Source organism: Deltaproteobacteria bacterium, assembly GCA_013151235.1.
Classification (GTDB): domain Bacteria; phylum CG2-30-53-67; class CG2-30-53-67; order CG2-30-53-67; family CG2-30-53-67; genus JAADIO01.
Genome location: JAADIO010000055.1, coordinates 76,557 through 101,206 on the forward strand (window position 1 = coordinate 76,557; position 24,650 = coordinate 101,206).

General features: G+C 54.9%; 28 protein-coding genes and 2 tRNA genes. 1 reads left to right on the plus strand and 29 read right to left on the minus strand.

The window, feature by feature from the left end; all coding sequences use genetic code 11:
• Positions 1–261: 261 nt before the first annotated feature.
• From GXP58_10495 to GXP58_10555, 13 genes are all read right to left on the minus strand, one after another.
• Positions 262–1,455 (minus strand): methionine adenosyltransferase, encoded by a 1,194-nt coding sequence (locus GXP58_10495; GenBank protein ID NOY54027.1) that lies wholly within the window; start codon positions 1,453–1,455, stop codon positions 262–264.
• A gap of 31 nt (positions 1,456–1,486) precedes the next feature.
• Complete coding sequence (locus GXP58_10500; GenBank protein ID NOY54028.1) at positions 1,487–2,002, minus strand: adenine phosphoribosyltransferase; 516 nt, start codon at positions 2,000–2,002, stop codon at positions 1,487–1,489.
• A 135-nt stretch (positions 2,003–2,137) separates the two neighbouring features.
• Positions 2,138–3,064: a sigma-70 family RNA polymerase sigma factor gene (locus tag GXP58_10505; GenBank protein ID NOY54029.1), complete on the minus strand. Its 927-nt coding sequence runs from the start codon at positions 3,062–3,064 to the stop codon at positions 2,138–2,140.
• Between the two features lie 88 nt (positions 3,065–3,152).
• Positions 3,153–3,229: transfer RNA gene (locus GXP58_10510), tRNA-Pro, on the minus strand.
• Between the two features lie 14 nt (positions 3,230–3,243).
• Positions 3,244–3,849, minus strand: a complete 606-nt coding sequence (locus tag GXP58_10515) for a DedA family protein (protein ID NOY54030.1) — start codon at positions 3,847–3,849, stop codon at positions 3,244–3,246.
• Positions 3,833–4,528 (minus strand): protein-L-isoaspartate(D-aspartate) O-methyltransferase, encoded by a 696-nt coding sequence (locus tag GXP58_10520; protein ID NOY54031.1) that lies wholly within the window; start codon positions 4,526–4,528, stop codon positions 3,833–3,835. The genes GXP58_10515 and GXP58_10520 overlap by 17 nt, the downstream gene beginning before the upstream one ends.
• A 27-nt stretch (positions 4,529–4,555) precedes the next feature.
• A complete protein-coding gene (gene surE, locus GXP58_10525) occupies positions 4,556–5,305 on the minus strand; it encodes a 5'/3'-nucleotidase SurE (GenBank protein NOY54032.1) in 750 nt (249 codons plus the stop codon).
• A gap of 130 nt (positions 5,306–5,435) precedes the next feature.
• Positions 5,436–5,512 (minus strand) — tRNA-Pro (locus GXP58_10530).
• 557 nt (positions 5,513–6,069) lie between these two features.
• On the minus strand, positions 6,070–6,312 hold the full coding sequence (locus GXP58_10535) for a sulfotransferase (GenBank protein NOY54033.1): 243 nt from the start codon (positions 6,310–6,312) through the stop codon (positions 6,070–6,072).
• A 45-nt stretch (positions 6,313–6,357) separates the two neighbouring features.
• Positions 6,358–6,666 (minus strand): hypothetical protein, encoded by a 309-nt coding sequence (locus GXP58_10540; protein ID NOY54034.1) that lies wholly within the window; start codon positions 6,664–6,666, stop codon positions 6,358–6,360.
• Positions 6,663–8,162, minus strand: coding sequence for an oligosaccharide flippase family protein (locus tag GXP58_10545; protein NOY54035.1), 1,500 nt, complete (start codon positions 8,160–8,162; stop codon positions 6,663–6,665). The genes GXP58_10540 and GXP58_10545 overlap by 4 nt, the downstream gene beginning before the upstream one ends.
• Positions 8,159–8,827, minus strand: a complete 669-nt coding sequence (locus GXP58_10550; protein ID NOY54036.1) for a hypothetical protein — start codon at positions 8,825–8,827, stop codon at positions 8,159–8,161. Before GXP58_10550 ends, GXP58_10545 begins: the two co-directional genes overlap by 4 nt.
• 61 nt (positions 8,828–8,888) lie before the next feature.
• Positions 8,889–9,482 (minus strand): glycosyltransferase family 4 protein, encoded by a 594-nt coding sequence (locus GXP58_10555; GenBank protein NOY54037.1) that lies wholly within the window; start codon positions 9,480–9,482, stop codon positions 8,889–8,891.
• A gap of 603 nt (positions 9,483–10,085) precedes the next feature.
• On the opposite strand from GXP58_10555, the gene GXP58_10560 reads away from it, so the two are divergent.
• Complete coding sequence (locus GXP58_10560) at positions 10,086–10,814, plus strand: tetratricopeptide repeat protein (protein ID NOY54038.1); 729 nt, start codon at positions 10,086–10,088, stop codon at positions 10,812–10,814.
• A gap of 16 nt (positions 10,815–10,830) precedes the next feature.
• On the opposite strand, the gene ptsP is transcribed toward GXP58_10560, so the two are convergent.
• From ptsP to GXP58_10640, 16 genes are all read right to left on the minus strand, one after another.
• Positions 10,831–12,591: a phosphoenolpyruvate--protein phosphotransferase gene (gene ptsP, locus GXP58_10565; protein NOY54039.1), complete on the minus strand. Its 1,761-nt coding sequence runs from the start codon at positions 12,589–12,591 to the stop codon at positions 10,831–10,833.
• A complete protein-coding gene (locus GXP58_10570; GenBank protein NOY54040.1) occupies positions 12,592–12,858 on the minus strand; it encodes an HPr family phosphocarrier protein in 267 nt (88 codons plus the stop codon). It lies immediately after the preceding gene.
• A 64-nt stretch (positions 12,859–12,922) separates the two neighbouring features.
• Complete coding sequence (locus GXP58_10575) at positions 12,923–13,681, minus strand: PTS system mannose/fructose/sorbose family transporter subunit IID (GenBank protein NOY54041.1); 759 nt, start codon at positions 13,679–13,681, stop codon at positions 12,923–12,925.
• Complete coding sequence (locus tag GXP58_10580) at positions 13,678–14,460, minus strand: hypothetical protein (protein ID NOY54042.1); 783 nt, start codon at positions 14,458–14,460, stop codon at positions 13,678–13,680. Before GXP58_10580 ends, GXP58_10575 begins: the two co-directional genes overlap by 4 nt.
• Before the next feature lie 52 nt (positions 14,461–14,512).
• The gene (locus tag GXP58_10585) at positions 14,513–14,986 is read right to left on the minus strand and encodes a PTS sugar transporter subunit IIB (protein NOY54043.1); all 474 of its coding nucleotides are present in this window, start codon (positions 14,984–14,986) and stop codon (positions 14,513–14,515) included.
• Between the two features lie 53 nt (positions 14,987–15,039).
• Positions 15,040–15,462: a hypothetical protein gene (locus GXP58_10590; protein ID NOY54044.1), complete on the minus strand. Its 423-nt coding sequence runs from the start codon at positions 15,460–15,462 to the stop codon at positions 15,040–15,042.
• Between the two features lie 260 nt (positions 15,463–15,722).
• Positions 15,723–16,592: an RNase adapter RapZ gene (rapZ, locus tag GXP58_10595; GenBank protein NOY54045.1), complete on the minus strand. Its 870-nt coding sequence runs from the start codon at positions 16,590–16,592 to the stop codon at positions 15,723–15,725.
• Positions 16,573–17,547, minus strand: coding sequence for an HPr(Ser) kinase/phosphatase (hprK, locus tag GXP58_10600; protein ID NOY54046.1), 975 nt, complete (start codon positions 17,545–17,547; stop codon positions 16,573–16,575). The genes rapZ and hprK overlap by 20 nt, the downstream gene beginning before the upstream one ends.
• A 113-nt stretch (positions 17,548–17,660) precedes the next feature.
• Complete coding sequence (locus GXP58_10605) at positions 17,661–18,128, minus strand: PTS sugar transporter subunit IIA (GenBank protein NOY54047.1); 468 nt, start codon at positions 18,126–18,128, stop codon at positions 17,661–17,663.
• 80 nt (positions 18,129–18,208) lie between these two features.
• Positions 18,209–18,772 carry a ribosome-associated translation inhibitor RaiA gene (gene raiA / locus GXP58_10610; protein ID NOY54048.1) on the minus strand — a complete coding sequence of 188 codons (564 nt, stop codon included), beginning with the start codon at positions 18,770–18,772 and terminating at the stop codon, positions 18,209–18,211.
• A 157-nt stretch (positions 18,773–18,929) separates the two neighbouring features.
• Positions 18,930–20,354 (minus strand): RNA polymerase factor sigma-54, encoded by a 1,425-nt coding sequence (gene rpoN, locus GXP58_10615; protein ID NOY54049.1) that lies wholly within the window; start codon positions 20,352–20,354, stop codon positions 18,930–18,932.
• Positions 20,355–20,413: 59 nt separating this feature from the next.
• On the minus strand, positions 20,414–21,163 hold the full coding sequence (gene lptB / locus GXP58_10620; GenBank protein NOY54050.1) for an LPS export ABC transporter ATP-binding protein: 750 nt from the start codon (positions 21,161–21,163) through the stop codon (positions 20,414–20,416).
• Positions 21,163–21,696, minus strand: coding sequence for a hypothetical protein (locus GXP58_10625; protein NOY54051.1), 534 nt, complete (start codon positions 21,694–21,696; stop codon positions 21,163–21,165). Before GXP58_10625 ends, lptB begins: the two co-directional genes overlap by 1 nt.
• Positions 21,693–22,292 carry an LPS export ABC transporter periplasmic protein LptC gene (gene lptC, locus GXP58_10630; protein NOY54052.1) on the minus strand — a complete coding sequence of 200 codons (600 nt, stop codon included), beginning with the start codon at positions 22,290–22,292 and terminating at the stop codon, positions 21,693–21,695. The genes GXP58_10625 and lptC overlap by 4 nt, the downstream gene beginning before the upstream one ends.
• A 57-nt stretch (positions 22,293–22,349) precedes the next feature.
• A complete protein-coding gene (locus GXP58_10635) occupies positions 22,350–22,901 on the minus strand; it encodes an S-layer homology domain-containing protein (protein NOY54053.1) in 552 nt (183 codons plus the stop codon).
• Positions 22,902–23,023: 122 nt separating this feature from the next.
• Positions 23,024–24,622, minus strand: coding sequence for an ATP-binding protein (locus GXP58_10640; GenBank protein NOY54054.1), 1,599 nt, complete (start codon positions 24,620–24,622; stop codon positions 23,024–23,026).
• Between the last annotated feature and the right edge of the window lie 28 nt (positions 24,623–24,650).

The window sequence follows — 24,650 nt, forward strand, 5'->3', positions numbered from 1 at the left end:
ATGAAGATCATAAAGAAAAATCAAATCAAGTTATTACCGACCGTTCGCTATGCTCACTCAAGACGCAGAGTGCGTAAAGGAGGACAGGGGAAATTCTTTGTTTTTTCTCTGCGTCCTCCGCGACTCTGCGGTGAGATCATGTCTTTCTTATCTTTTGTGATTTGTTTTGCCTTCTCTGTGACCTCCGTGTGCTGGTGAATGCTTTTGCTTTTGATCTTGAACTTAGCCTCTTTGTGCCTTTGCCTTTGCCTCTTCGCTTTCTCAGAGTCCCGCTGCCGACTTGAGCTCTTCTGCCATGTCGGTCTTTTCCCAGGTGAATCCCGGTCCCTTCTTCCAGTGGATCCCCTCCGGGCTTCGCCCGAAATGGCCGTAGGCGGCGGTCGCCCGATAGATCGGACGCTTCAAATCAAGTTTTTTAATGATCGCCGCCGGCCGCATGTCGAAAATCTCCCGGATAATCTCGATGATCCGTTGATAAGGAATCTTCTCCGTTCCGAAGGAGTCCACGTGGACCGAGACCGGCTGGGCCACACCGATGGCATAGGCAAGCTGTACCTCGCACTTGTCGGCGATCCCCGCAGCCACGACGTTCTTGGCGATATACCGGGCCATGTAGGCACCGGAGCGATCGACTTTGGTCGGGTCCTTGCCGGAGAAACAGCCGCCGCCGTGGCTTCCCACGCCGCCATAGGTGTCGACGATGATCTTCCGCCCGGTAAGGCCGCAATCCCCCATGGGGCCGCCCACGACGAAGCGTCCCGTGGGATTGATATGATAGATCACCTTCTCTTCGTCCAGGAGGTTCGCCGGGATGACCGGCTTGACGACCTGCTCAATCAGGTCCTCACGGATCTGCCTGAGGGTTACGTCGGGACTGTGCTGGGTAGAAAGGACAATCGTATGAACCCGTTTCGGGGTACCGTTCTCGTACTCAATGGTTACCTGCGACTTACCGTCGGGCCGGAGGTAATCCAGAACGTCCTCCTTCCGGACATCGGAGAGCCGCTGCGTCAGTTTGTGGGCCAAGCTGATCGGAAGCGGCATCAACTCCTTCGTCTCGTTCGTGGCATACCCGAACATGAGACCCTGGTCCCCGGCCCCCTGTTCCTCATGCAGCCCAATCCCCTCGCTCACCCCCTGGGAAATGTCGGGCGACTGCTCGTCGATGGAGGTGATGACGGCGCAGGTCTCATAATCAAAGCCGTATTTGGCGCGGGTATAGCCCAACCCCTTGATCGTCTTGCGCACGACTCTTGGAATGTCGACGTAACAGTCCGTCGTGATCTCGCCGGAGACCATGGCCAGTCCCGTCGTCACCAACGTCTCGCAGGCAACACGGCCGTTCGGATCCCGATTCAGAATCTCATCGAGAATGGAATCGGAGATCTGGTCAGCTACCTTGTCGGGGTGACCCTCCGTTACCGACTCCGAGGTGAATAGATATTTTTCCGGCATGGATCCTTCCTTTCTCCAGGGTTTGAAACGATTAGAACTTCAGTAACGAATATACAGGATAACCATTGAGCTTCTCCCGCCCCTTCAGGAATTCCAGTTCTACCAGAAAGGCACATTCCACGATATTTCCATCCAGCTGCTTTACCAGATCAATGGAGGCCCTGACCGTCCCCCCCGTCGCGATCAGGTCATCGGCGATGAGGACATTCTGACCCGGAGAAATCGCATCTTCATGAATCTCCAACTGGTCCGTGCCGTACTCCAACTCGTAGATCGTCTTGTGCGTCTTGTAGGGAAGCTTTCCCGGTTTCCGGACCAGGATCACCCCGGCACCGAGACGGTAGGCCAACGCCGCCCCGATCACAAATCCTCGGGACTCGATCCCGACGACAAGATCAATATCCCGATCCATATAGCGGTTTGCAAGGGTATCGATGGCGCGGGCGAAAGCCCGTTTATCGGACAACAGGGTCGTGATGTCCTTAAAGATGATCCCCTTCTTGGGAAAGTCGGGGACATCCCGGATCAGTTTTTTGAGTCGTTCCATGAAAAGCTCCTATCTTTTAAAAAGTCCTATTCGTAAAGTGGCCTGTCTGCGTGCGGAGACACGCACAGGCAAGCATTTGAGGGCGGCAGGGCAGCCCCCCCGGTGCGTCACAGTATTTACGAACAAGACGACCCCTTACAGAATCTCGTCTAAAATCAGAGATTCCCTGGTGATAATATAGCGGAGTTTCTTGAGGGCTGAAGACTCAATCTGCCGTATCCGCTCCCTCGTTACGCCGAACTCCTCGCCGATCTTCTCAAGGGTCATCGGATCCCCATCCTCGAGTCCGAAGCGGAGGATCACCACGTTTTTCTCGTTCTCCGTTAATTTTTCCAGCCAGACGGAGATCATCTCGTGCCGCTTGATCCCTTCCACAATATCATCGGGCGAAAGAATGGAGGTATCTTCAATGACATCCTTGAGAGAATTCTCCTGCTTTTCGCCGATCGGCATATCGAGAGACTGTGTCGAGCGGACAACCTGCATTACCTCTTTGATCTTTTCAACGGTCGTATCCATCACCTCCGCCATCTCATCCACGGTAGGCTCCCGGCCCTTGACCTGGATCTGCTCCCGCAGAACCCGGACCAACCGGTTGATCTTCTCGTCCACATGAATGGGCAAGCGAATCGTCCGAGTCTGGTTCACGATGGAACGTTCGATCGCCTGGCGAATCCACCAGGAAGCATAGGTACTGAATTTGAATCCTTTTTTGTACTGAAACCGTTCCACCGCCTTGATCAACCCGATATTCCCCTCTTCGATCAGATCCAGGAAGGGAAGTCCCCGGTTCATGTACCGTTTGGCAATGCTGACAACGAGTCGAAGGTTGGATTCAATCATCTTCTCCCGTGCCGATGCGTCATTTTTCTCCACGCGCTTGGCCAGGGCGACTTCTTCTTCCGGGGTCAGAAGAGGGATGGCACTGATTTCACGAAGGTAGATCTTGATCGTGTCCAGAGAAGCGGAAATCGCCTTCTGCTTCTTCGGCGATTTCTTGCCGGCCTTCGCCTTCATAACATCCGGAGACGCCTCAGCGTCTTCTCCTTTTGCATTCTGCACCAATGCAGACCTCCATTACGCCGGAATATATGATCACCAAGACCGCCATGGCGGGGAAACCGAGTCAATTTTACTCCATCGTAAAGAGTGGTCGGGGCGAGAGGATTTGAACCTCCGACCCCTGCGTCCCGAACGCAGTGCTCTACCAGACTGAGCCACGCCCCGATCCGGAAGTCTGCTCAGGCCTCATCCTTTTGCGATACGGCCCGGGAAGACATCTTCTTTACAACGTAGAAACCTCCTATGAGGAGGATGACAAACAGAATCGAGAGGAGATTAAAATATTTCTCGATAAATCCGGTGATATAATCCCCGAAAAGAACGATCATGCCGGCAACCAGGAAGAACCTGGCCCCGCGGCTTATGAATGATACTAAAACGAATTTCAGAAAGTCAATATAAAAAACCCCTGCCGAGAGGGTGAAGATCTTGTAGGGGATGGGGGTAAACCCGGCAATTCCAATGGCCCAGGCCTCATATTTTTCGAAATAGTCATGTACCATACGGATTTTCCCCGCCGAAACAAATCGGTTCAGAAGGGGACGGCCGCCCTTCTGCCCGAGGAAATAGCCGAAGACCCCGCCGGCCGCCGACCCCACCGTACAGAGAAGAGCGTAATAGAGGGCCTGACTGGGGGCGTTGAGCGACATGGCGATCAGGAGAATATCCGGGGGAAGGGGAAAGAAAGAGGACTCGGCAAAGGCAAGAAAAAAGAGCGCCACCAGAGCATTATCGGTTTGTGCCCAGGAAACAATCCAGGTTTGCAATTCATGAATCCAGGGCATCATTCCTCTTTCCCCGGCGGGAAGGGCTTTTCTCCCAACCGTATCTTCCGACGAGTTTAACAAACCGGCAGGGATCGAGTTCGATCCGATCCATCCCGGAAGAACGTTTGATCACTTTGATCAGACGCTGGGAGCCGTCGACCTCCAGGGGGATGATCATCTTCCCTCCCACACGGAGCTGCCGAACCAGATGTTCCGGAATCCGGGGAGACCCGGCGGAGACCACAACAACATCAAAGGGAGCCTGATCCGGCCAGCCGTAGGTCCCATCCCCGATCCGAATCGCCACATTGGAAAGCCCAAGGCGGTCAAGGCGCGGCCAGACCTGATTCCCCAAAGGACGGATCCGTTCCATGGCAAAGATCCGTTCCGCAAGATGCGCCAGGATGGCCGTCTGATACCCGGAGCCGGAGCCGATCTCCAGAACCTTTTCGTTCCCCTGCAATTCCAGCGCCTGTGCGACATAGGCAACCGTGGAAGGCTGGGAGATCGTTTGCCCGTACCCGATGGGAAGTGCAACATCCTCATAGGCCCGAAGCGCCAGCGCCTCATCGACGAACCGGTGACGAGGCACACGGCGGAAAGCGGAGAGAACCCGGACGTCTTCGATCCCCGCTGCGGGAAGGATCTCGTCCACCAGCCGTTTCAGGGCAATCCCGGGATTCCTGTATTGGACCATGACGACCTTTCCGACGGCAACAATCGCTCAATCGCCCTCAAAGAGGATGCTTTCCATCTTCTCGAAGACCTCATAATGGGTCAGATCAAGATGCAGGGGAGTCACGGAGATGCCGTTTTCAGCAATGGCCTCATAATCGGAATGCCCCTTCCCCCCGGAAATAATCTCCTCCCCACCGATCCAGTAGTAGGCACGCCCTCTCGGGTCCTTCTTTTCCACCACCGGGTCCTTGAAGGTCCGCCGCCCCATGGAGGTAATCCGGATTCCCGAGAGCTGCTCCGCCGGCAGACTGGGAACATTCATGTTCAAGAAGGTATCGGCAGGCAGTCCGTGATCTGCGATCTTCCGGGCCAGCCGCAAAGCGGCCTTCGCTGCCTCCCCGTACCGGAAATGCCCCTCACCGACGACGGAGACTGCCATCGAGGGAATCCCGAGCAAGGCCCCTTCCATCGCCGCCGCAACCGTGCCGGAATAGGTGATGTTATCGCCCAGATTGGCTCCCCGGTTGATCCCGGAAATCAGGAGGTCCGGTTTTCCCGGCAGGATCGTATTCACCGCCAAGGTCACACAATCGGTCGGTGTTCCGTTCACGCTGTAAACATCTTCCCCCAGTTCATGGACCCGCAGTGGTTTGTGGAGGGTCAGGGCATGGCCCACGGCGCTTCGTTCCCGGTCCGGCGCCACCACAACGACGCGCCCCAACACGTGCAGCGTTTCTGCCAACGCCCTCAACCCCGGAGCGGAAACCCCGTCATCATTGGAAAGCAGAATCAGCAAGAAAACCTCGATCGGACCGAGTCGCCGATCAAAATGAAAAAAGCCCCGGAAGGGCTCTCGTTCATTCAGCCGGCAATGAATTCACGGACGTGATACGGAAAATCAACAAATTCCATTCGTTCGGGAAAATTGGTCGGGGCGAGAGGATTTGAACCTCCGACCACCTGAACCCCATTCAGGTACGCTACCAGACTGCGCTACGCCCCGCTTGCACGTACAGAAAAATTCAGTCGCAACCTTTGATCCAACAAGAAGAAATCTTACTGAGTCCGTCGTTTGATGTCAAGGCTTTTCTCCCGCCACAACGATCGGCATGCAGCAAACAAAAGCTTTTTCGGGGGAGGGGGGGAGTTATCGATCATAGACAAACAATACAAATCGGTTGACAGCACATATATAAAGTTAAATCGCAAAGCCCTCCATTTCCTGCTGAACATCCGCTTCAACCCCTTAGAAAAGAGCCTCTTCAAAGGAATCCGTAAACTGCCTCCGGGAACGATCCTCCGTTTCCAGCGGTCTTCCCTGCGGCAGCAACGATATTGGAGTCTTCCCGACTCCGTCGATTCCTCGATCCACCGCCCGGAAGACTGCATCGAAGAAACCAAAATGGGGCTTCACTTTCGACCCCTATTACCAATTCCAGAAAGACCTGCGAAAAACGGAAATAAGAGAATTAACCCCGGAACGGATTCGGGAGCAGGGGATCTTCAACCATTCATCGAACAAATCCTGACACATCCCCCGCACCGCTGGATGCGCTGGCACTATTTTCTCCTCTGACTGATTCTGGGAATCAAACCGAACGACTCATTCCATACTGCACCGGCCCTCCTCTCGGCAAAAAACCAGCATTCGCCCGTACCGGGTCTGTACCCGGGGATCAACCCTCTTGCGGCAATGCGGCGAAGATGTTTACGAAGACTGTTCGCCTGAGAATAAATATCCCGAACAAGGATGAGAAAACGTGCATCGGGAAAGATCCCACGGAGATAACCGATTTTGTTCATCAGGTGGGTCGATTTGTTCAGGATTAAAGAAGAACTCGCCCCACTTCAGGACGGTTTCATTCCCGTAGCGGATCTTCCGGTAGCCGCGATAGACAAACTGCATAGGATAATCCGTCTACAATAAAACAGATCAAACGCCCGCCGTACCCGGTCACAAACCTCTACGGCATCGGAGGCACTTCCCGACGGACAGCAGGCTACCGTCCCGCAGGGCACACAGCCGACCTCGGTCCAGAAGCGGTTCATCTCGGAGCCGACCACCTGGATCCGCCGGTTCGCCGAAAAGAGGTTGCGGAAGAAGATCGTCCCCGAGCGCATTACTCCGAGAAGAAAAAGATTGGCCGGTGACCTCATGCTTCCTCCTTACCTCCGGATCCGACGGACCCATGCAACGCGTGAGAGGAAGAAAGCCGGACGAAATACTCCCTTATTCCCAAGAAGACATATCCGGCAAGGCCATAGAGAGCAAGTGCCACGGGATAGACAAGCCATGAAGGGAACCGGCCTGAAAGGAACGATGAGATAACCGCAAGCAACAGCGCGAAAAAAGGCAACAGACACAAACGAACCGCACGGATACGGATCTCCTCCGCCTTACGCATGGCAAATACCCAGAGGAGGAAAACGGCAACGCCCGTCACCGAGGTCCCTGCGGCAATCCCTGAAAGGCCGAAGGGCGAGACCAGGGCAAGGCTGGCCGTGATATTGATTAGAAGACGGATGGGTGAAAGCTTCATCACGATATCGGGCCGCCCCATGCTAACAAAAACCGACCCGACCGCCCCCACCCCTCCGCGCAGAACCAAACCGACCGCCAGGATCCCGAACGGGACGAAGGCCTGCTGGAAAAGGGGCTTTCCCGGATAAAGAACGGCAATAAGGGGATGAAATCCCCACCAGAGGACCAGGGCTGTTCCGGCAAGAAGAAAGAGCGTGATCCCGATGGTGTTCCGTATGAAGTTCGTCAAGGCATCTCTGCGATCCGCAAGGTAAAGCTCGGTAATCACCGGCCCGGTCACCTTGATCAGGGCGGTCGGGAGAAGAGTCAGTCCCTGCGTAAAGAGAAAGGCCACGCTCAAGATGCCGACCGGACCGGTCCCGAGAAAATAGCCCCCCAGGAGAAAGGCGATTCGTCCATCCAGTTCCAGGAAAAACCGGCTGAGCAGAATCCGCCGCCCATAGGACATCAGATGCTTGAACGGTTTACGGAGTCCGCTGAGAGTGAACTTGGCATAAATCTTTCCGGCCCAGGCAAGGAGCACAAAGAGAAGCCCCTCGGAGACGACCAGGGCCGCAGCGGCGGCGACCAGCGTACGACGGACCATAACAAGAAGAAGGGTCACCCCCACGATCAGGATCACGCGCCAGCTCTCCCCGATGGCAAAGTTGCGTATCCGGCGCAACCCGCGTATACGGGCCAGGATCATCTTGTTGACGGCAAAGAGGGGGATCCCGGCCACTGAGATCCCGATCAGGACGGAAAGTCGCGGAGTCCTGAGAATGCCGGCCAGGGAATCCCGGAACACAAGGAGAAGTAGGCAGACAGCGAGGCTTCCTGCAAGCGACAGAATTAGAGCGGACGACAAATAGCGTCGCTCCAGCTCCGGGAGGAACCTGTGTTCCGTGGCAAACTTGGTCACTGCCCCCGGCAGGCCGAGACTCGCTAATGTCCCGGCCGCGAGGTAGACCGTCATAAAGAGTGTATAGACGCCCAGTCCACCGCTTCCGAAAAGGTTCCCGATAAGAACATTCAGCCCGACCCCGGCGAGAGCGATCACCGTCGTGCTGCCAAGGACCCAGAAGGCCTCCCCCGCGATCCCCCGGAGCGGATCCTGCACCCTCCTTTTCATTCCACTCCTTTCCTTCCCGATTCACCCTCATATGGGAAACTGCTGGCGTCCTCTGAAGGAAAAGAACTCTCCCGCCACAAGGTCACGCTCTCTTCAAAGGTCGAGGCAATTCGGACCTTCCGGGAGATCCGCCGGAGGAATTTTTCCCAGCCGATCAGGGCTTGGTCGGTAGAAAAGTTCATGATATGAGCCATATAGTTGTGCGGCTGTACCACCGGACGTCTGTGCAGCAAATAACAAAGAAACCGGGACCGGGACAGGACCGCAAGGCACATACGGAACCATACACTCCTCCCTGGAGATTCGTAACTTGCCGGAATCAGGAGACCAAGCCGGGGGAGAATCACCAACTGGTCGGAGTCTTGCGGATAGACCCTCCAGGGACGAAAGATCTCACGGAACCCTCCGGACGCAGGCAAGCCGGTTTCACTTAAAGGACGCTTCAACCAGAGTATGGAGGTCAGGAAACAGCACCTTCTCTCCGCGTAGAGCCGATCCGTGACGCCCGGTTTCCATCCGTGCCCCGGTGCGACGAAGATTTTCGGGAACCGCCACCCCAGCCTGCGATAGATCCGTCCACTCCACTCGATCTGCCGCTCCTGTTCGGCCACAGGCCGAACGGAAGCCGTCCGATAATCGTGGAATTCGACATACCGTCGCCCCATTGATGGCTGTAGCCGTGATCCGCAACCAGAATGTGGCGGGTATTCCTTTCGAGAAAATCAATCAATCTGCGGGAATCGGCATATTACAAATAACGTAACGGCCAAGCGCCAGGGACTCGAAAACCATTCGGGGCATGCCGTCATGATAATTAATGCGCAACAGCCCCTTGACCTTTCTCAGGACAAGACGGATATCTTCGACATAACCTAAAAAACGGAGATTGGGAGGAAGCCCTTTCGGATCCGCACCACGTCCGACAACATCGATCCTGAGATCCGGAGAATCTTCGGCCAACCGGCAGAGGGTCTTCCAACCATAAAAGTCCCGGGTATCGGAGCTGGCATGAAAACCGATATACGCAAGCAGGCTCCACTCCTCCGGAAGAGGGACCTCTTCAACCGGAATATGATTCAGTACCGGTAGGTATTCGGCTTCAACACCTGCGGATTTAAGTTCATCAACCAGATGGTGGGCACACGCCGTATGGCGGGCCACAAAGGCGGAGACATAAGATATGAATGTTCGAGAAAAATGTATGGCCACCCGTGCAAACAAAACCAAAAATCCCCGAACACCGCTTATTGCTCCCGCTACGGCGGGAATGTCACGCTCCGCACCGATATCCCGAAGAGGAGGACGGTACCTGACGGTCACCTTCAGAACGTCTCCTCCGGTCCACTGGAGAAGGACCGGCTTACCCAGACAACAAGCAATCGGCGAAAAAGAAGGATACGAGTATTTGAGGGTGAATGACAATAGACGAGATCCGCCTGCTTCATCCGGCGAATGACTTGCAAGATATGCTTCGGTCGGAAAGGACGGTCATAGGAATCAATTTCCATGGCCGTCAGGCGTCTCAGCAAGGAAAAGGCAGGGTGGACCTTGCAGGACGCCAAGACAACCACCCGCAAGGAAACATCCTTTTCAGTCATCGCAGCCTGATGCGTCATCGTTCAGAACACCTTGCGCGGGAATCAGACCTGGAATGGAAATCATGCACAAAAGACGGTTGCGAACAATCCCCATCCTCGGTCCGACACAGAAAAATTCATCCGCTCCGATCTCCTCCAAAACAACATCCTCCACTCTCTTTTGCGTGGGTACAGTCTACCTGTATCTCGGAAGCCATGTCAACTTTTTCCATTTATTACTTGGGATTCCGACCGTTTGCTCCGTGATTCTCCTTGATTCAGCATGGCTGATCTGTTAGGGTAAATCCGTTTGGAGGCTTAAATTCACTGAAAGGAACTGTTTGTCATGATCCATCTTCTGATCTCCGTCGCCGCAGGGGCGGTGATTTTCTGCCTGCTCTATTTCTTTCATGTTCTTGCCTGGGGATGGGCGCTGCCGATCGCCCTGGTCGTTATGATGGGAGTCAATTATCTCCTGGGACGCCGGCTCAGTAAAGCCATTGCCGAACTCATGGAGGGGGTCGGACGGGACCTGAAAACCGGGAAGATGGACCGGGCGATCCGAACCCTGGAAGGGGGATTGAAATACGGTCGTTACCAGTTCTTTGTCACCTCTCAGCTGAAAGCCCAGATCGGTGTTATTCATTACATCAAGAAAGACTTCAACACCGCCTTTCCCTTTCTGAAGAAGGCCTTTGCCCGGCACTGGATCGCCCAGGGAATGCTCGCCGCGATCTATATGCGGCGGAAAGACAAGGAACGAATGATCAAAACCTTCCAGCGGGCCGTACGATACAATCCCAAGGAGGGGCTTCTCTGGAATCTCTATGCCTTCTGCCTGCTTCGCACGGGAGACCGGGCCGAGGCGATCCAGGTCTTGATCAAGGGGTCGAAGAAGCACCCCAGCGATGAACAGATTCGGAAGAACCTGATTCATCTGCAAAACAATAAAAAGATGAAAATGAAAAGCTATGGCGAGATGTGGATCCAGTTTCACCTGGAGAAGATGCCCGGCAACCTGGGCCGGCGCCCCTCCTACCCCGTCTCCCGGAGACGGCGCATGGCTCGCCGTTGATTCCCGGTTCCCCGCACTACTCCTCGGCCTCCTCTTCCCATTCCGGCTCATCCGGGAACATCGACTGCATTCGTTCTTTTGTCCACTCCTCAATCTCCCGGGCGGTCGCGAGGTTGAGAATCTCTCTGGCCAGTTTTCGGGAATCCTTCAGGGTCACCTGCCGGAGGATACGCTTGACCCGTGGAACGGCAACCGGGTTCATACTGAAGGTCTGAAGCCCCAGTCCTAAAAGAGCCGCTGCATAGAGAGGATCTCCGGCCACCTCGCCGCACATCGCCGCCGGAATATTTGCCTCCCGGGCAACCGTCATGACATGCTTGATCATTCGGATAATCGCCGGATGCAAAGGTTCATAAAGGTAGGCGACGTGCTCGTTGACTCGGTCAATGGCCAGGGAATACTGGATCAGATCATTGGTCCCGATGCTGACGAAATCAACCTCGTTGACGATCAGATCGATGGCAATCGCTGCGGATGGAACCTCGATCATCACGCCCAGGGGAATTTCCTCTTGAAAGAGTACCCCCTCTCTCCGAAGATCCTCCAATACCCCGTAGTAGATCTCCTTGGCCATCCGCAGTTCCCGGAGACCTGAAATCATAGGGAACATGATCTTCAGATTCCCGTAAATTCCGGCCCGTGCCAGTGCACGAAGCTGTGTCCTGAAGATGTCCGGGTGTTCCAGGCAAAAACGGATTGCACGTAATCCCATGGCAGGATTGCTCTCTCCGGGGTAAGGAATGTGCCGCGCCAGTTTGTCCCCGCCCAGGTCCAGGGTTCGAATGATCACCGTCTCCGGATAGATGATCTCCAGGGCACTCTTGTAGGCCTGGAACTGGTCTTCCTCGCCCGGAAGTTCCGTGCGGTTGAGATAGAGAAATTCCGTCCGGAAAAGTCCCACGCCGTCGGCACCGTGTTCCAAAACTCCGCAAACATCTTCGGGGGTCTCAATATTCGCCGCCAGGCGGATTTTATGCCCATCCAGGGTCTCCGCCGGCAACGGGGACAGCTTCTGCAGTTCCTTTTCAAAATAGATATAGCGACGCTGCTTTTCCAGATACCGATTAAAGGTTTTGCTGTCCGGATTGACGATCACGGTCCCGCTGTTGCCGTTTAAGATCAGGGGATCACCGGTTTGAACCCGGGCCGTAAAATGGACCATGCCGACCACGGCCGGAATTTCCAGCGAGCGGGCCATAATCACCGTGTGACTCGTTTTACCTCCCAGATCGGTTACAAACCCTTTGACATGCTTCCGGTCCATTTGCATGGTATCCGCCGGCGTCAGATCATGGGCCACCACAATCACATCTTCGTTCAGGCCGGCAAGACTGTGCTGCTCACGGCCGGAGAGATTACGCAGGATTCGTTCCCCCACATGGATCATGTCGGATTTCCGTTCCTTCAGATAATCGTCTTCAATCCCGTTAAAAACCGTCAGGAACTGATCCAGAACTTTTTTCAAGGCGCCATCCGCGGCGATCTCCTCCCGACGGATCACATCTCGGACCCCGTCGATCAGGAGAGTGTCCTGAAGCATCAGGATATGACTTTCAAGAATATAGGCATGAGAAGCGCCGACACGGTTGCTGAACTGTTTTTTTACGGACTGAAGCTGTTCCACCGAGATTGAAAGGGCCTGATCAAACCGCCGGATCTCTTCGTCCACTCGGTCCGGTGGAATCGACTGGACTTCCGCCTTGACCATTTCCCGGTTCAGCACATAGGCCTTCCCAATCACGATCCCGGGCGAGACCCCCATCCCTTTGAATTTCATCTATTCTTCTCCAAACTTCTCATTGACCAGCCGGACCAGGTTCTCCAGCGCTTCCGCCTCATCCGGACCGGAGACCCGAACCGTCAACTCCGTCCCCTGGGCGGCAGCCAGCATCATGATGCCCATAATGCTTTTCCCGTTCACTTCGGTGCTCCCCCGAATCACAACAATTTCCGACTCAAAGCCGTTGGCCGTTTGTACGAACATGGCAGCGGAACGGGCGTGCATCCCCAACTTGTTCTGAATCGTTACATTGGCCGCCTTCAAACTTTCACTCCCCACGCCTTTCTATCACCATACACGGCACAACCGGGGATCCCTTGCGGATATGCTAAAAGGTGATCCATCCCATGTGTGTCAAAAAAAGGGACAACAAAAAGAGAAAAACGACCCGCACCGAAAGGGGGACCCCCCTTCGCTCCCCAAGCCAGGCACCGGCGATCACAACGAGCAAAAAACCACACAATCCAAAATAGGCAAAAGACCGCATGGGCAAGGCCTGTATCCCCCAGAGAGGAAGAAAGGCCCCCACGGCAAATAATGTCAGGGCATTCATCCAGTAGATCTTCTTCTGAAGTTCCAGGCGCTTCAGATATTGCAATAAATTCAGACCGGAACCATAACCATTGACGATGCCCGACACCCGCAACCAGAGCGTCACGCTGTTGTAGAACAACAGAAAAAAAAGAGGCGCCATGGTTTCCGAAAACATCGCCGTCAGAACTGCCGACAATCCGGCGAGCGGACGCAGCGTCCCCCAGACGAAGGAATCCCCCAAAGCACCGAGGGCACCGGTCAGATCCTCCCGGAAAAGATCTATCTGCTCCACAGAGACATGCCCCTCCGCCCGTTCCATTTCAAGGCGGAGCGTTCCTCCCGCAATCATCCCGGCAAAATAAGGATTGGTGTTAAAATATCGCAGATAACGCCGGGAGACTTCTCCATCGTCTACCCCTCTCGGCAGAAAAGGCACCAGCATATAGGCAAACCCGATCCCCTGAAAATTTTCATAGTTCCAGGCCGCCTGCAGAAAGAAACTCCGTACCACCAGCTGGGTCCCTTGCACGAAAGAAAGCGATCTCTTCTTCACCACCGTTTCTCCATCATAGACTTCCTTCGCCCTTTCAGAAAGGTAATTCCCAACGCCGCCGCCATCAGAACCGCCGGTACAAATCCCGGGACCTCACCCAGAATCCAGAAAAGGAGAAAAGCCATAAGCCCACCTGCGGTACAAAACATCCATCCCCGGGACAAGTCTTTCCGGACGACCAGAGACCCGATCCCGATCGCGGGGAGAAGAAAAAAGAACAACCGCAACCCTCCCGGCAGGGTTTCCGGCAAAGCCGTATAGGCCTTCCACAGCAGGGAAGAGAAAAAACCGGTGACCAACAGGGTCAGCAGGAAATAATAAAGAAAAAAAAGGCCGATCCCCGCCCACGTTGAGCGTCGTACACCCTGCCCCAGCGATGGAGCCGCCTTTGCCATGTGGATCAAGCGTGCATTCTTTCTCCGAAGCCACCGGTCCAGAAAACCGATGGGGTATAAGAGAAGCCCCACCCACAAAAAGACCCACGCCGGCCACGCCATATCGATACCGGGGCCGGCGCCCCACACAGACAGCGAGATCCCGGTCGTCAGAATGGCCGACAGGGTCGCATTCTTCGGAACGTGCCCCCCCACGGGAAGACCACGGAACCAGAAGAGTTCCAGGACCACACCGATCTGCATACCGTCATGAAAATCCCCCAGAAGCCACCCGACCAAGGGTGCAGCCACAATCGGCTGGGAAATCATGAACTGCCCGAAGGCCAGGCGATCCAGCCCGATCACCCCGCCTGCCAATGAAACCCGCAAAAGATCCCCGAACAAGAGTTCCTCCGCCTTCCCACCGATAATCCGAATCGTAGAAACTCTCCGAATTTCAGAGCAGGCTTTTCAGATTAACCGACTGTTCCGCAGGAACCGTCCGCACTTCCACCCGGATCCCCGAATCGAGAATCGCCTGCAGTTCCATCAGATCGTCCTGGGAGGCATTGATGCCCTGTCCCAGAAACTGCGTTTTCCCCATCGAATGGAGACCACCCAAATTGACTTCCTTCAATGGAAGACCGCAGGAGATCGCCTTCCTCACATCCCGGGGATGACGGAAAAGGAGGATCCCCCGATATGATGAAAATTCTCCGGCAAGGCACCGATCAACCGCCTCCCGCACCGGCAGAACCTCCGTACGCACACCGTAGGGGACCACCATCTCCATGAGACTGCACTGAAAGGCGTTTTCTGCCGCAGCATCGTCGGCAACCACCACCAGATCCGGATGAACGTAATGAAACCAGCCTTCGACCACCTGCCCATGAATCAGACGATCATCGATTCGACAAAGTACGATACCCATTATTTTCTTCCCGGGAGCCGGGACATTTCCGGCTCAGTCCATGAGCAGCTGCATCAGGACCTCAGTCCCTGCTGCTCCTTCAGAAGTTCACTGGCCACAATGATCCCCCGTTTGCCGGCCTCTTCGAGGAGACCGCACAATTCCAGCAGGGGCCCATCCTTTCGCATCGTCACCCCTTTGATCAGCATCGGGAGATTCACGCCCGTCATCACCTCCACGGGAATCTCCGGGCTGTCCAGAAAGGAAAGGCCGATATTGGAAGGGGTGCCACCGAACATATCGGTCATCAGAATCACGCCACTGCCCTGATTCACTTCCCCTATGGCTGAGGCAATCTCTTCCCGCGCGACCTCCACCGATTTATTAAAATCCACGGAGACGGTTTTCACACCCGTCTGTTTGCCCAGCATCCCCTCCATGCATTTGTATAACTCCGTACCGAGGTTTCCATGAGTCACGATGACCAGACCGACCATCTCTCTTTTCTCCTTTCGACTGAAAACACACAAGACTGCATTCCGGAATTCACAATCCGGTTCACACATACCATAACACGAAGAATCAGGCCCTTGGTGGTCCTGTTCGCAAATACCGTGACGCACCGAGAGGGTTGCAGGGTAGTCTCGTCAAGACGCGCGACTGAGGCGTACCCCTGTGGTACGGTGCAGGGAGCACAGCGAAGACAAGGCCGCCCTGCGGCACTCAAATGCCACCGTATTCACAAATAGGGGGCCACTTAGCCGCGTTCAATATCCCTGTACCATACGGCAACCCGACAGGAACCTGCTTCCAGATGGGACCGGACGGCATCCGTAATCACCACCGAACGGTGCCGCCCGCCGGTACAGCCGATTCCCAGGGTCAGGTAGGATTTCCCTTCCCGCACATACTGCGGAATCAGGTAATCGAGAAAATCATAGAGCCGCTTCAGATATTCCCGGGTCCGGCTCTGCTCCAGGACATAACGGACCACGTCGGGGTCCCGGCCGGTTCGGCTGCGCAGATGTTCTTCAAAGTAGGGGTTCGGCAAAAACCGGACATCGAGCACCATATCCGCGTCGTGTGCAATCCCGTATTTAAAACCGAAGGCGACCAGCGTAATCGACAGATTGTCATGATACAACGAGGTCTCAAAATGTTCCCGCAGGAGGTTGCGCAGATCATGAATCGAATAGTCCGACGTATCGATTACGATATCGGCACTTTCCTTGACGTCGGCCAGCATCTCCCGTTCCAGAACCAGCCCCTCCCGGACCGAAGATTCCGCCAGGGGATGTTTCCTCCGTGTTTCATTGAACCGCCGGATCAACACCTCCCGGGAGGCCTCTAAAAAAAGGATACGATAGTTCACGCCCCGCTTCCGGATGGCCTCCAACACCTCACGGTACCGCTTAAGAAAACGTTTCTCCCGGATATCAACGACCAGAGCAACCTTGTCGATCTCGCTGCCCCGTTGTCCACACAATTCCAGAAATTTCGGAATCAGATCCAGGGGCAGATTGTCGACACAGAAAAACCCCATATCTTCGAACTGTCCGATGGTCGTACTCTTTCCGGACCCCGAAATACCACTGATAATCACCAGGCTAAGCGTCTGTTTCTTCATGCTGACGGGAAATCCTCTTCATCAGCCGTTCTTCAAAACGGCGGGCGGAGAAATGACCGGCCGATTTCAGAAGATGGTTCCGGGCCGCCACTTCTATGATCAACGCCATGTTTCGTCCGGGCCGGACCGGCATCTGCAAAAAAGGTTTCGGGACATCCATAATCCTGTAGGCCCGCTCATCGAGCCCCAGTCGTTCGACATTGTCTCCGGGGGCCCACTCCATCAGTTCCACCACCAACTCGATTTCCTTTTCATGCTGTATGGACGAAACCCCATAGAGGTCCTTGATGTTAATCACCCCGAGGCCCCGGATTTCCATGTGCCGCCGGGTCATCTCCGGGCTTTTCCCCATCAGGGTTTCCGGTCCGTTCTTCCAGATGGTTACGGCATCATCCGCAACCAGGCGATGTCCCCGGTCGATCAGGTCAAGGGCACACTCACTCTTGCCGATCCCGCTCTTGCCGAGGATCAAAATACCGACACCGTAAACATCGACCAGGACCCCCGGTCTTGTCAGGTGCCGCGCCAGGGCCTTCTCCAGGTACGAAGTCACCTGTTGAATACAATGCGAGCTGAAATGGGGGGTCAGGAGCAGAGGAATATTTCGGTCCTCGCAGACCGCAACCAGTTCTTCCGGAATTTCCAATCCCTTGGTCACGATACAACAGGGGAGCGGGGATTGACTGAACTTGAGCAGGTTCTCTTTGCGGTCGGCGGGTGAAAGCCTGAAGAGGTAGGAGATCTCCGTCTCCCCGATAATCTGGATCTTGGCGGTATCGATATGCGCCGTATAGCCCGTCAGGGCCATACTCGACTTCTGGATACGGGGCTTCCGGATCGGGTTTCGCTTCCCTTCTCTGCCGGCGATCCACTCCAGATCCAGCTTGGATCGGTTGGCCTCAAAGAGATCCTCCACCGAAATCTCACATTTGAATCCTTCATGATCGGAACGCATGGAACCCCCCTGCCTTTCAGGCTACAGTCGAGCCAGGGCCGTTGACGACTCTCCGGGGATCGTTTCTGAAAAGAACGGACGGAACAAAAAATGACGGAGGCGGAAAAAGGATTTTAGGATCCGTATTTCTCATCTTCCTCGCAGATCAATTGATAAAGTTCCTTGGCGGAGCCGGCCTCCAGAAGGCGATCCCGAAACTCCCTGTTTTTCAAGACACGGGAAATTCGCGCCAAGGCCTTCAAGTGGTCTCCCGGTGAATCTTCCGGGGCAATAAGGACGAAAAAAATATGAACCGGTTTCCCGTCCATGGCATCAAAGTCTACCCCCTTGTGAGAGATGCCGCAAGCCAGAACCAGACGGTCCATGTTTTTCAATTTGCCGTGGGGAATGGCAATCCCTTCGCCGATTCCGGTACTCCCCAGAGCTTCCCGTGCCAGGATCACCTCTAAAAAACCGTTTTGATCCCGGATTTTTTCCCGGGAATCAAGCAAGGCGGCAAATTCGTTTAAAACCTCTCGTTTATTTTCTCCCTGAAGATCGGGCAGGACCAGTTCCAGATCCAGAATATCCGTCAGTCTCATACTTGACCTCTTATTATTTTCTCTATTACCTGCGCCACCCCGATCCACTGCTGCCGGGTTCTCCGGATGTTCCCGCTCCCTTACTCGTACACCGGTTCAATCAACCCGAGATTCCCATCCTTCCTGCGATAGAGCACATTAACCTCTTCCGACGTTGAGTCCGTATAAACAATAAAATCCTTATCCAGCAGATCCATCTGCAGCGCCGCTTCATCCACGGACATCGGTTTCACGGCATATTTCCGTGACCGAATGATCCGGGGTTTGGAAGGATTAAAACCTTGTTCCAGCTCTTCCCCTTCCGCTCCTGCGGCCGGATCCTGAATCAAGGCCTCATCCGGCAGCCCGCTCTTCCCTTTTCCGTCCCAATGCTTTGATTTGAAGCGTTTAAACTGTTTCCCAACGCTCTCGATCGAACGATCCACCGACTGGTACATATCTTTGGTTTCTTCCTTGGACTGCAGCAGATGACCTCCCACATTACAGGAAACCTCCGCAATGTGTCGATATTTTTCCACACAGAGAGTTACCTGGACTTCCGCTTCTTTGTGAAAATGACGTTGCAGTTTTTTTAATTCCTTCTCAATATGCGATCGCAGGCCGTCGGTCAACTCCATATGTCTTGCAGTAATGTTCAATTGCATAGTCTTTCCCCTTTCTCGTCATCCCCTCGGTGTCCGGGAAACAGAGTCGAGACGAATGTTCGGTCCACCCAATTGATTTGAGTCGAATCGGATCGATTCAGAAAAGACCCCTTTCGAATCGTGGGTCATCGTTGCAGTGATACAAAAAACAGCCAAATTACCGGATCATTCTTCTTCTTTCCGTTGTGGAAAGAATATTCTGCTCGATACGATATTTCGTGACCGTTCTCCGGGCAATATCTATCCCCTGCTTTTGAAGAATCTCAACAATCTTCTGGTCACTGAGCGGTTTCTTCCGATCTTCCTCCATGATAATCTTGCGAATCTGTTCCTGAACACTGATCGACGAAACCGTCCCATCCTCCGTACGAAGGCCGCTGCAAAAGAAATATTTCAGCTCGAAGATCCCGTGGGGCGTATGGACATATTTGTTGGTCGTCACCCGGCTGATCGTGGACTCATGCATATTGATGTCCTCCGCTACATCCCGCAGCACCATCGGCTTCAAACGCGAAGGTCCCTTCTCAAAAAAATCCCGCTGAAATTTCAGGATGCTTTCCATGGTCCGGTAGATGGTCTTCTGCCGCTGTTCAATACTCCGAATCAACCAGAGGGCGGACTTGAACTTCCCCTCTACATATTCCGCCGTGGACCGATTCATCTGGTTCTTATTTTTCAACATCCGACGATAAAAGGAAGAGACTCTGAGGCGCGGCAAGCCATCATCGTTCAGGAGAATGAGAAAATCATTTTCATCGCGGACCACATAAATGTCCGGGATAATATAGACCGGGTCCTCCCCGCCGAACGAGCGGCCCGGTTTGGGTTCAAGGTTCTCAATGACCCGGGATGCCGTGTCGACATCCTCCAGCGTTACCTCCAGTTTTCGGGCAATGGCGGCATAATCCTTTTTCTGCAACCATGGAAGATAATCCTTGATCATGGCTTCCACCAGCGGCAGATCGGCATCCAGTTGCCGGACCTGAAGAAGTAGACACTCCTGTAGATCTCTGGCACCTACACCGACGGGATCCAGACTCTGGACAAGGTCCAGCGCCCGTGCAATGGTCTCCGCTTCCGCCCCCGTCATCGTCTCCAACTCCGTCTCGCTCACGCGCAGATAGCCGTCCCCATCCAGATTACCGATGATGTTTTCCGCGATCATCTTCTCTTCATCGCTTATGTGGGAGAGGTTCAATTGCCAAAGAAGGTGCTCACTCAAACTGGGTTTACGGGAAAGGGTATTCTCGTAGGAAGGGGTCTCACCATTGTCGGAATAGGGCTCATAGGCCTCGTAACCGGACCCCATGGAATCCTTCAGGTAGTGCTGCCAGTCAAAATCTTCCTCTTTTCGCTCCGGTTTACCGTCCTCTTCCGATTCTTTGTTGAGCGTGGCCCCTTTTTCCTCTTCCGTTAATTCCTGTGCTTCTTCTTCCAGGACCGGGTTTTCCACCAGTTCCTGATGGATACTCTGGATCAATTCCAATTTCGAGAGCTGGAGGAGCTTGATCGCCTGCTGAAGTTGGGGGGTCATCACCAGCTTCTGAGTCAGTTTCAGGTTGAGTCTCGTGTCTAATTGCATAGGGGTCTGAGTTCCTCTCTTATGATCCAGCGTAAGACAGTCATGTCGAGACTGACCGGTCAAGCAATTTCAAAGTTTTTTCCAAGGTACTGATTCCGTACCACCGGATCTTTCGTTACTTTTTCGGGAGGGCCACTTACCTGAATTTCACCTTTGATCATTATATACAACCTGTCGGCAATTTTCAACATTTCTCTCGCATTATGGTCCGTAATCAGAAGGCCAATCCCTTTTTCTTTCAATCGTTTAATCATCTCTTCGATCTCTCCCACAGCAATGGGGTCAATCCCGGCAAAGGGCTCGTCGAGGAGGATGAAGGAGGGAGAAATCACCAGGGCCCGGGCAATCTCCACCCTTCTCCGCTCCCCGCCCGACAAGGTAAACCCCTTCTGTTTCCGAAGGTGGGCAATCCCGAAATCACGCAGCAAAGATTCCAGACGGTCCTTTTTCTCACCGGTCGAAAGATGCATGTTCTCCAGGATCGCCTTCAGATTCTGCTCTACCGTCAACTTCTGAAAGATCGACGCCTCCTGCGGAAGGTAACTGATCCCTTTTCGGGCACGCTGCACCATCGGATACCGGGTAATCTCTTCCTCCCCCAGAAAGACTCGTCCCCGGTCCGAACGAATCAGCCCCACCATCATGTAGAAGGTGGTCGTTTTCCCGGCCCCGTTCGGCCCGAGAAGGCCGACGATCTCACCGGGAGCGATCGTAAGATTTACATCCCGGACGGCCTCGCTTCCATGATAACGCTTGAGCAACCCTTCGGCAAGCAGCACCGGACCGGCAGGGTTCCCGACGGCATGCATCATTTCCCGGCCCCTTCTTCCCCGGTCTTTTTTCCTTTCCCCGGATAAAAGAGAAATTTCGGCCGTTCCACCGTATTGCCCTCCACCTCCGTCCGGTCTTCATTCAGGTAGATCCTGATCACCGGCCCGATCAGGGTATTGTCACCATCGTAGACCTTGGCGTTCCCCGTCAATACCAGGATCTCCCCTTCTTCCAGATACTCCGCCCGATCCGCCACGGAAGAGCGCGTCCCGCTGATCACTTTCACATGTCCCGTCGCCACCACCCGTTTCAGATCCTTCCCTTTGTTCTCCGGATAAGTTTCCACCTTGTCTGCATAAAGAATCATCTCTCCCCGTACGACCTTGACATGGTCCAGAAAGGTAATAATTCCCGACTCGAAGTTGCCTTCCATTCTCTCCGAGGTAATGATAATGGGAAGGTCCTTTCCGGGGGGTTGCCCCGCAGCGATCACGGGAAGGAGAAGGGAGAGGCACAAAACCACCGCACACTTCAACCGCCCTGCTCTGAACCGAATTCTTCTTCCATTCATCCTTGCCACTCCTTGCCGGAACCGGGTCCGGGCAGGATCACCATCCGGACATGTCCCTCCACTTCCAGCTTTTTTCGATCCGGCCAGTATCGTATCCGGTCGCCCCGAACCTGATCACAAGCCGTCTTCAGCCGAACCGGTTGATCCGAAGAGAGGAGACCTTTCCCCGCCTCCCAGACCAGTTGCTTGGCATAAAGAGTATACCCGGAATCGCTTTGCACCGTAACATCACCGCGTAAAACAACACGCTGTTTTTTCTCCCAATAGTCCCCTTTGCGTCCCGCCATGCGCAGCACATCTCCCTTCTCCAGCAACACCTCGATTTTCACCTGGTCCATATGGACCCGGGAATCCTTCAGGAACCGCTCCGCCCGGTCCGCCCGAATCTCCCACTTCCGCTCCCCTTGTTCCCGCTCGGTAAAATGAAATTTTCGAAAGGAGACCTCCGCCCGCTTTTCAACCCGTTGCCGGAATCCTTCTACACCCTTTTCCCGGCCTTTCCCGGGAATCATCCGGAAAAACAGGATGAGAAGAAAGAGGATCGCTACCAGAAGAAAAAGAGAGTATTTTGTCTTTTTCACTGCAATAACAGGCATTTATGACCTCAAGATGGCCTGAGTATAACACAGATCAGGGGTGCTCACAACCGAATCTCACGGCAATTTCCCAACCCCGGGACCCGCGATCAGAAGGATCCTGATTTTTCGCAATATCGCCCGGGCCTCCGAACCGGAGAGCTTTTCTTCCGGGTTAAAATTCCCCGCTCCATCGAGATCCATGATCCCCATGGCAAGGAGCCTTCGCACGACCGGATAGAGAAGATGTCCCTTCGGCAGATCCAGCGGCCCTCTGCCGCTCTCCGGCAGCGGGCTTGCTTCCACCCCGCCCTGTTCAAGGAGCGCATCAAAAATTCCGGCCGCATCCCCCCGCGTCACGGGGAGATCCGGCTGGAAGCGATGACCGGCCTGAGCGGACATCCACCCCAAACGGACCACCTGGATGATCTCCTTTCTCGCCCAGTGGTTCGACACATCAACAACGATTTTCTCTCCTGACCGTTCGGGAAGACTGCCGGCAGGAATCTCCATCAACATCAGGACGGCCAGTCCCGCCCGGGTAAGGGTCCGCACCTTCTTCAAGGGCGTCAGTTCCGGAGGAAGCGAGACCGGCCGGAGGATCCCCTCCATGGGCAGCGATCCTTTCATCGGCCCTGTCCCGGGAAGACATCCACAAAACATGAGGAGGAAACAAATCCGGAGGAAAAAAGAAATGTAAAAAGAACGCTGTCCTTGATGCTCCATGTCGTGCAACCCCGCCGTGCCGTCGGTCAGTCAATCGATTCTGTTTTCCTGACCGAAGGAAACTGGGATCGATCGGTATGAGGAAGAAAGAGGGCGGCACTAAGCAGACTCATGAACTCCCCTTCCACATTTAACTCCACATAGGTAATCCTCCGGCAGATTTCGTCCAGTTCCTCCCGCCGGGCGTTGGACAGAAGGGTCAGGCAGGCCCCGGTCACGGAACTGTTTTTCAATGGTCGATAGCGTTCGAGGGGGATGTCGGGCAGCATCCCGATATTCCGGGCGGACTCCGGATCGATATACCCCCCGAAGGTCCCCGCCACATGGAAATGCTCGAGATCCCCGAAGGAGACCCCGGCATATCGGGTGATCACCGTCAACGCCGTATACATGGCCCCCTTGGTCCGGAGCAGGTTGTTGATATCGAGTTCCGTCAGAAGGATCTCCTCCCCACACCCCGTCGCTTCCGCCGGGACAACCCGGTAGGCCTTCACTCCATCCTTTTCCACGACAAATGGCCCCTCCGACGCAAACTTTCCCCGTTCGTCGATAACACCTGTCCGAAAAAGCTCGGCCATCAGGTCGATCAGCCCCGATCCGCAGATCCCCACGGGCGGGACGTCTCCAATCACCGTACAGCGGGACTCTCCGCTCTCCCCATCGATTCGGACGGACTCAATGGCCCCGTCGGCGGCACGCATCCCGCACCGGACCACTCCCCCCTCCAGGGCCGGCCCGGCGGCACCGGCGGCCACCATCAGCCACTCCCGGTTTCCCAGGACGATCTCGGCGTTCGTTCCCACATCAACGAGGATCGATACCGATTCCGCCCGGTGCATCCCCGAGACCAGGATCCCGGCGATCACATCCCCGCCGACGTAGCTCCCCACGTTCGGAAGAGAGTAAAGAAGAGCCTTTGAATTTCCGGTCAGTCCGACCGTGCGTGCGGGATAGATATCGGGCCGGTTCACCACGGGAAGATAGGGCTCGCGGCAGATTCGGAGCGGGGAGAGACCGAGCAGGAGGTGAATCATGGTGGTATTGCCGGCAACGGCGTAGGCGTAGATGTGCCGGGAATCGATGCCGTGCCGGTCACAGAGGGCGCCGATCTCCCGGTTCATGGCATCGATAACCACCTGCTGAAGCTCCCGCAGTCCTTCCGGCCGCCGGCAGTGGTGGATCCGGCTTAAGATATCCTCCCCGAAACGGACCTGTGGATTTTCCTCCGCCCATTCCTCCAGCACGCGTCCTCCGGTCAGATCGATCAGGGAATAGACAATATTGGTCGACCCGAGGTCAACGGCCACACCGAAGTTCTCCCGGCTCCGGTCACCGGGCTCCACATCGAGGAGTTCCCAGTCGGTGCGGCAACGTCCCACGGTCAGGGTCAGGGCGTACCCCTGCGTATGGAGCAGATCGGAAATCTTTTCCGCCAGGGGAAGAGAGACAACGGGGCGGGAAAATTCGCCGGTCCGTTCCAATGTGTCCAGCACCCGGTCGACATCACCCCGGTTGTCGCCGAGGACCGGGGTAGGAATCTTCAGCGGGACCTTCCGAACCAGGGGATCGAGATCCTCCGATGGAAGGAGGGGGCTTGCATCATGCAGGTTGCGCTCTTTCATCATGGACTCTCGGTAACATTCAGAGGAAGGG

Bases quoted from the DNA above. Each gene is read 5' to 3' on its own strand.
- GXP58_10495 (NOY54027.1), bottom strand. From the start codon at position 1,455: ATGCCGGAAAAATATCTATTCACCTCGGAGTCGGTAACGGAGGGTCAC.
- GXP58_10500 (NOY54028.1), bottom strand. From the start codon at position 2,002: ATGGAACGACTCAAAAAACTGATCCGGGATGTCCCCGACTTTCCCAAG.
- GXP58_10515 (NOY54030.1), bottom strand. From the start codon at position 3,849: ATGCCCTGGATTCATGAATTGCAAACCTGGATTGTTTCCTGGGCACAA.
- GXP58_10520 (NOY54031.1), bottom strand. From the start codon at position 4,528: ATGGTCCAATACAGGAATCCCGGGATTGCCCTGAAACGGCTGGTGGAC.
- GXP58_10535 (NOY54033.1), bottom strand. From the start codon at position 6,312: ATGAACAAAATCGGTTATCTCCGTGGGATCTTTCCCGATGCACGTTTT.
- GXP58_10540 (NOY54034.1), bottom strand. From the start codon at position 6,666: ATGAGGTCACCGGCCAATCTTTTTCTTCTCGGAGTAATGCGCTCGGGG.
- GXP58_10545 (NOY54035.1), bottom strand. From the start codon at position 8,162: ATGAAAAGGAGGGTGCAGGATCCGCTCCGGGGGATCGCGGGGGAGGCC.
- GXP58_10550 (NOY54036.1), bottom strand. From the start codon at position 8,827: ATGGGGCGACGGTATGTCGAATTCCACGATTATCGGACGGCTTCCGTT.
- GXP58_10560 (NOY54038.1), top strand. From the start codon at position 10,086: ATGATCCATCTTCTGATCTCCGTCGCCGCAGGGGCGGTGATTTTCTGC.
- ptsP (NOY54039.1), bottom strand. From the start codon at position 12,591: ATGAAATTCAAAGGGATGGGGGTCTCGCCCGGGATCGTGATTGGGAAG.
- GXP58_10585 (NOY54043.1), bottom strand. From the start codon at position 14,986: ATGGGTATCGTACTTTGTCGAATCGATGATCGTCTGATTCATGGGCAG.
- GXP58_10590 (NOY54044.1), bottom strand. From the start codon at position 15,462: ATGGTCGGTCTGGTCATCGTGACTCATGGAAACCTCGGTACGGAGTTA.
- rapZ (NOY54045.1), bottom strand. From the start codon at position 16,592: ATGAAGAAACAGACGCTTAGCCTGGTGATTATCAGTGGTATTTCGGGG.
- hprK (NOY54046.1), bottom strand. From the start codon at position 17,547: ATGCGTTCCGATCATGAAGGATTCAAATGTGAGATTTCGGTGGAGGAT.
- GXP58_10605 (NOY54047.1), bottom strand. From the start codon at position 18,128: ATGAGACTGACGGATATTCTGGATCTGGAACTGGTCCTGCCCGATCTT.
- raiA (NOY54048.1), bottom strand. From the start codon at position 18,772: ATGCAATTGAACATTACTGCAAGACATATGGAGTTGACCGACGGCCTG.
- rpoN (NOY54049.1), bottom strand. From the start codon at position 20,354: ATGCAATTAGACACGAGACTCAACCTGAAACTGACTCAGAAGCTGGTG.
- lptB (NOY54050.1), bottom strand. From the start codon at position 21,163: ATGCATGCCGTCGGGAACCCTGCCGGTCCGGTGCTGCTTGCCGAAGGG.
- GXP58_10625 (NOY54051.1), bottom strand. From the start codon at position 21,696: ATGAATGGAAGAAGAATTCGGTTCAGAGCAGGGCGGTTGAAGTGTGCG.
- lptC (NOY54052.1), bottom strand. From the start codon at position 22,292: ATGCCTGTTATTGCAGTGAAAAAGACAAAATACTCTCTTTTTCTTCTG.
- GXP58_10635 (NOY54053.1), bottom strand. From the start codon at position 22,901: ATGAAAGGATCGCTGCCCATGGAGGGGATCCTCCGGCCGGTCTCGCTT.
- GXP58_10640 (NOY54054.1), bottom strand. From the start codon at position 24,622: ATGATGAAAGAGCGCAACCTGCATGATGCAAGCCCCCTCCTTCCATCG.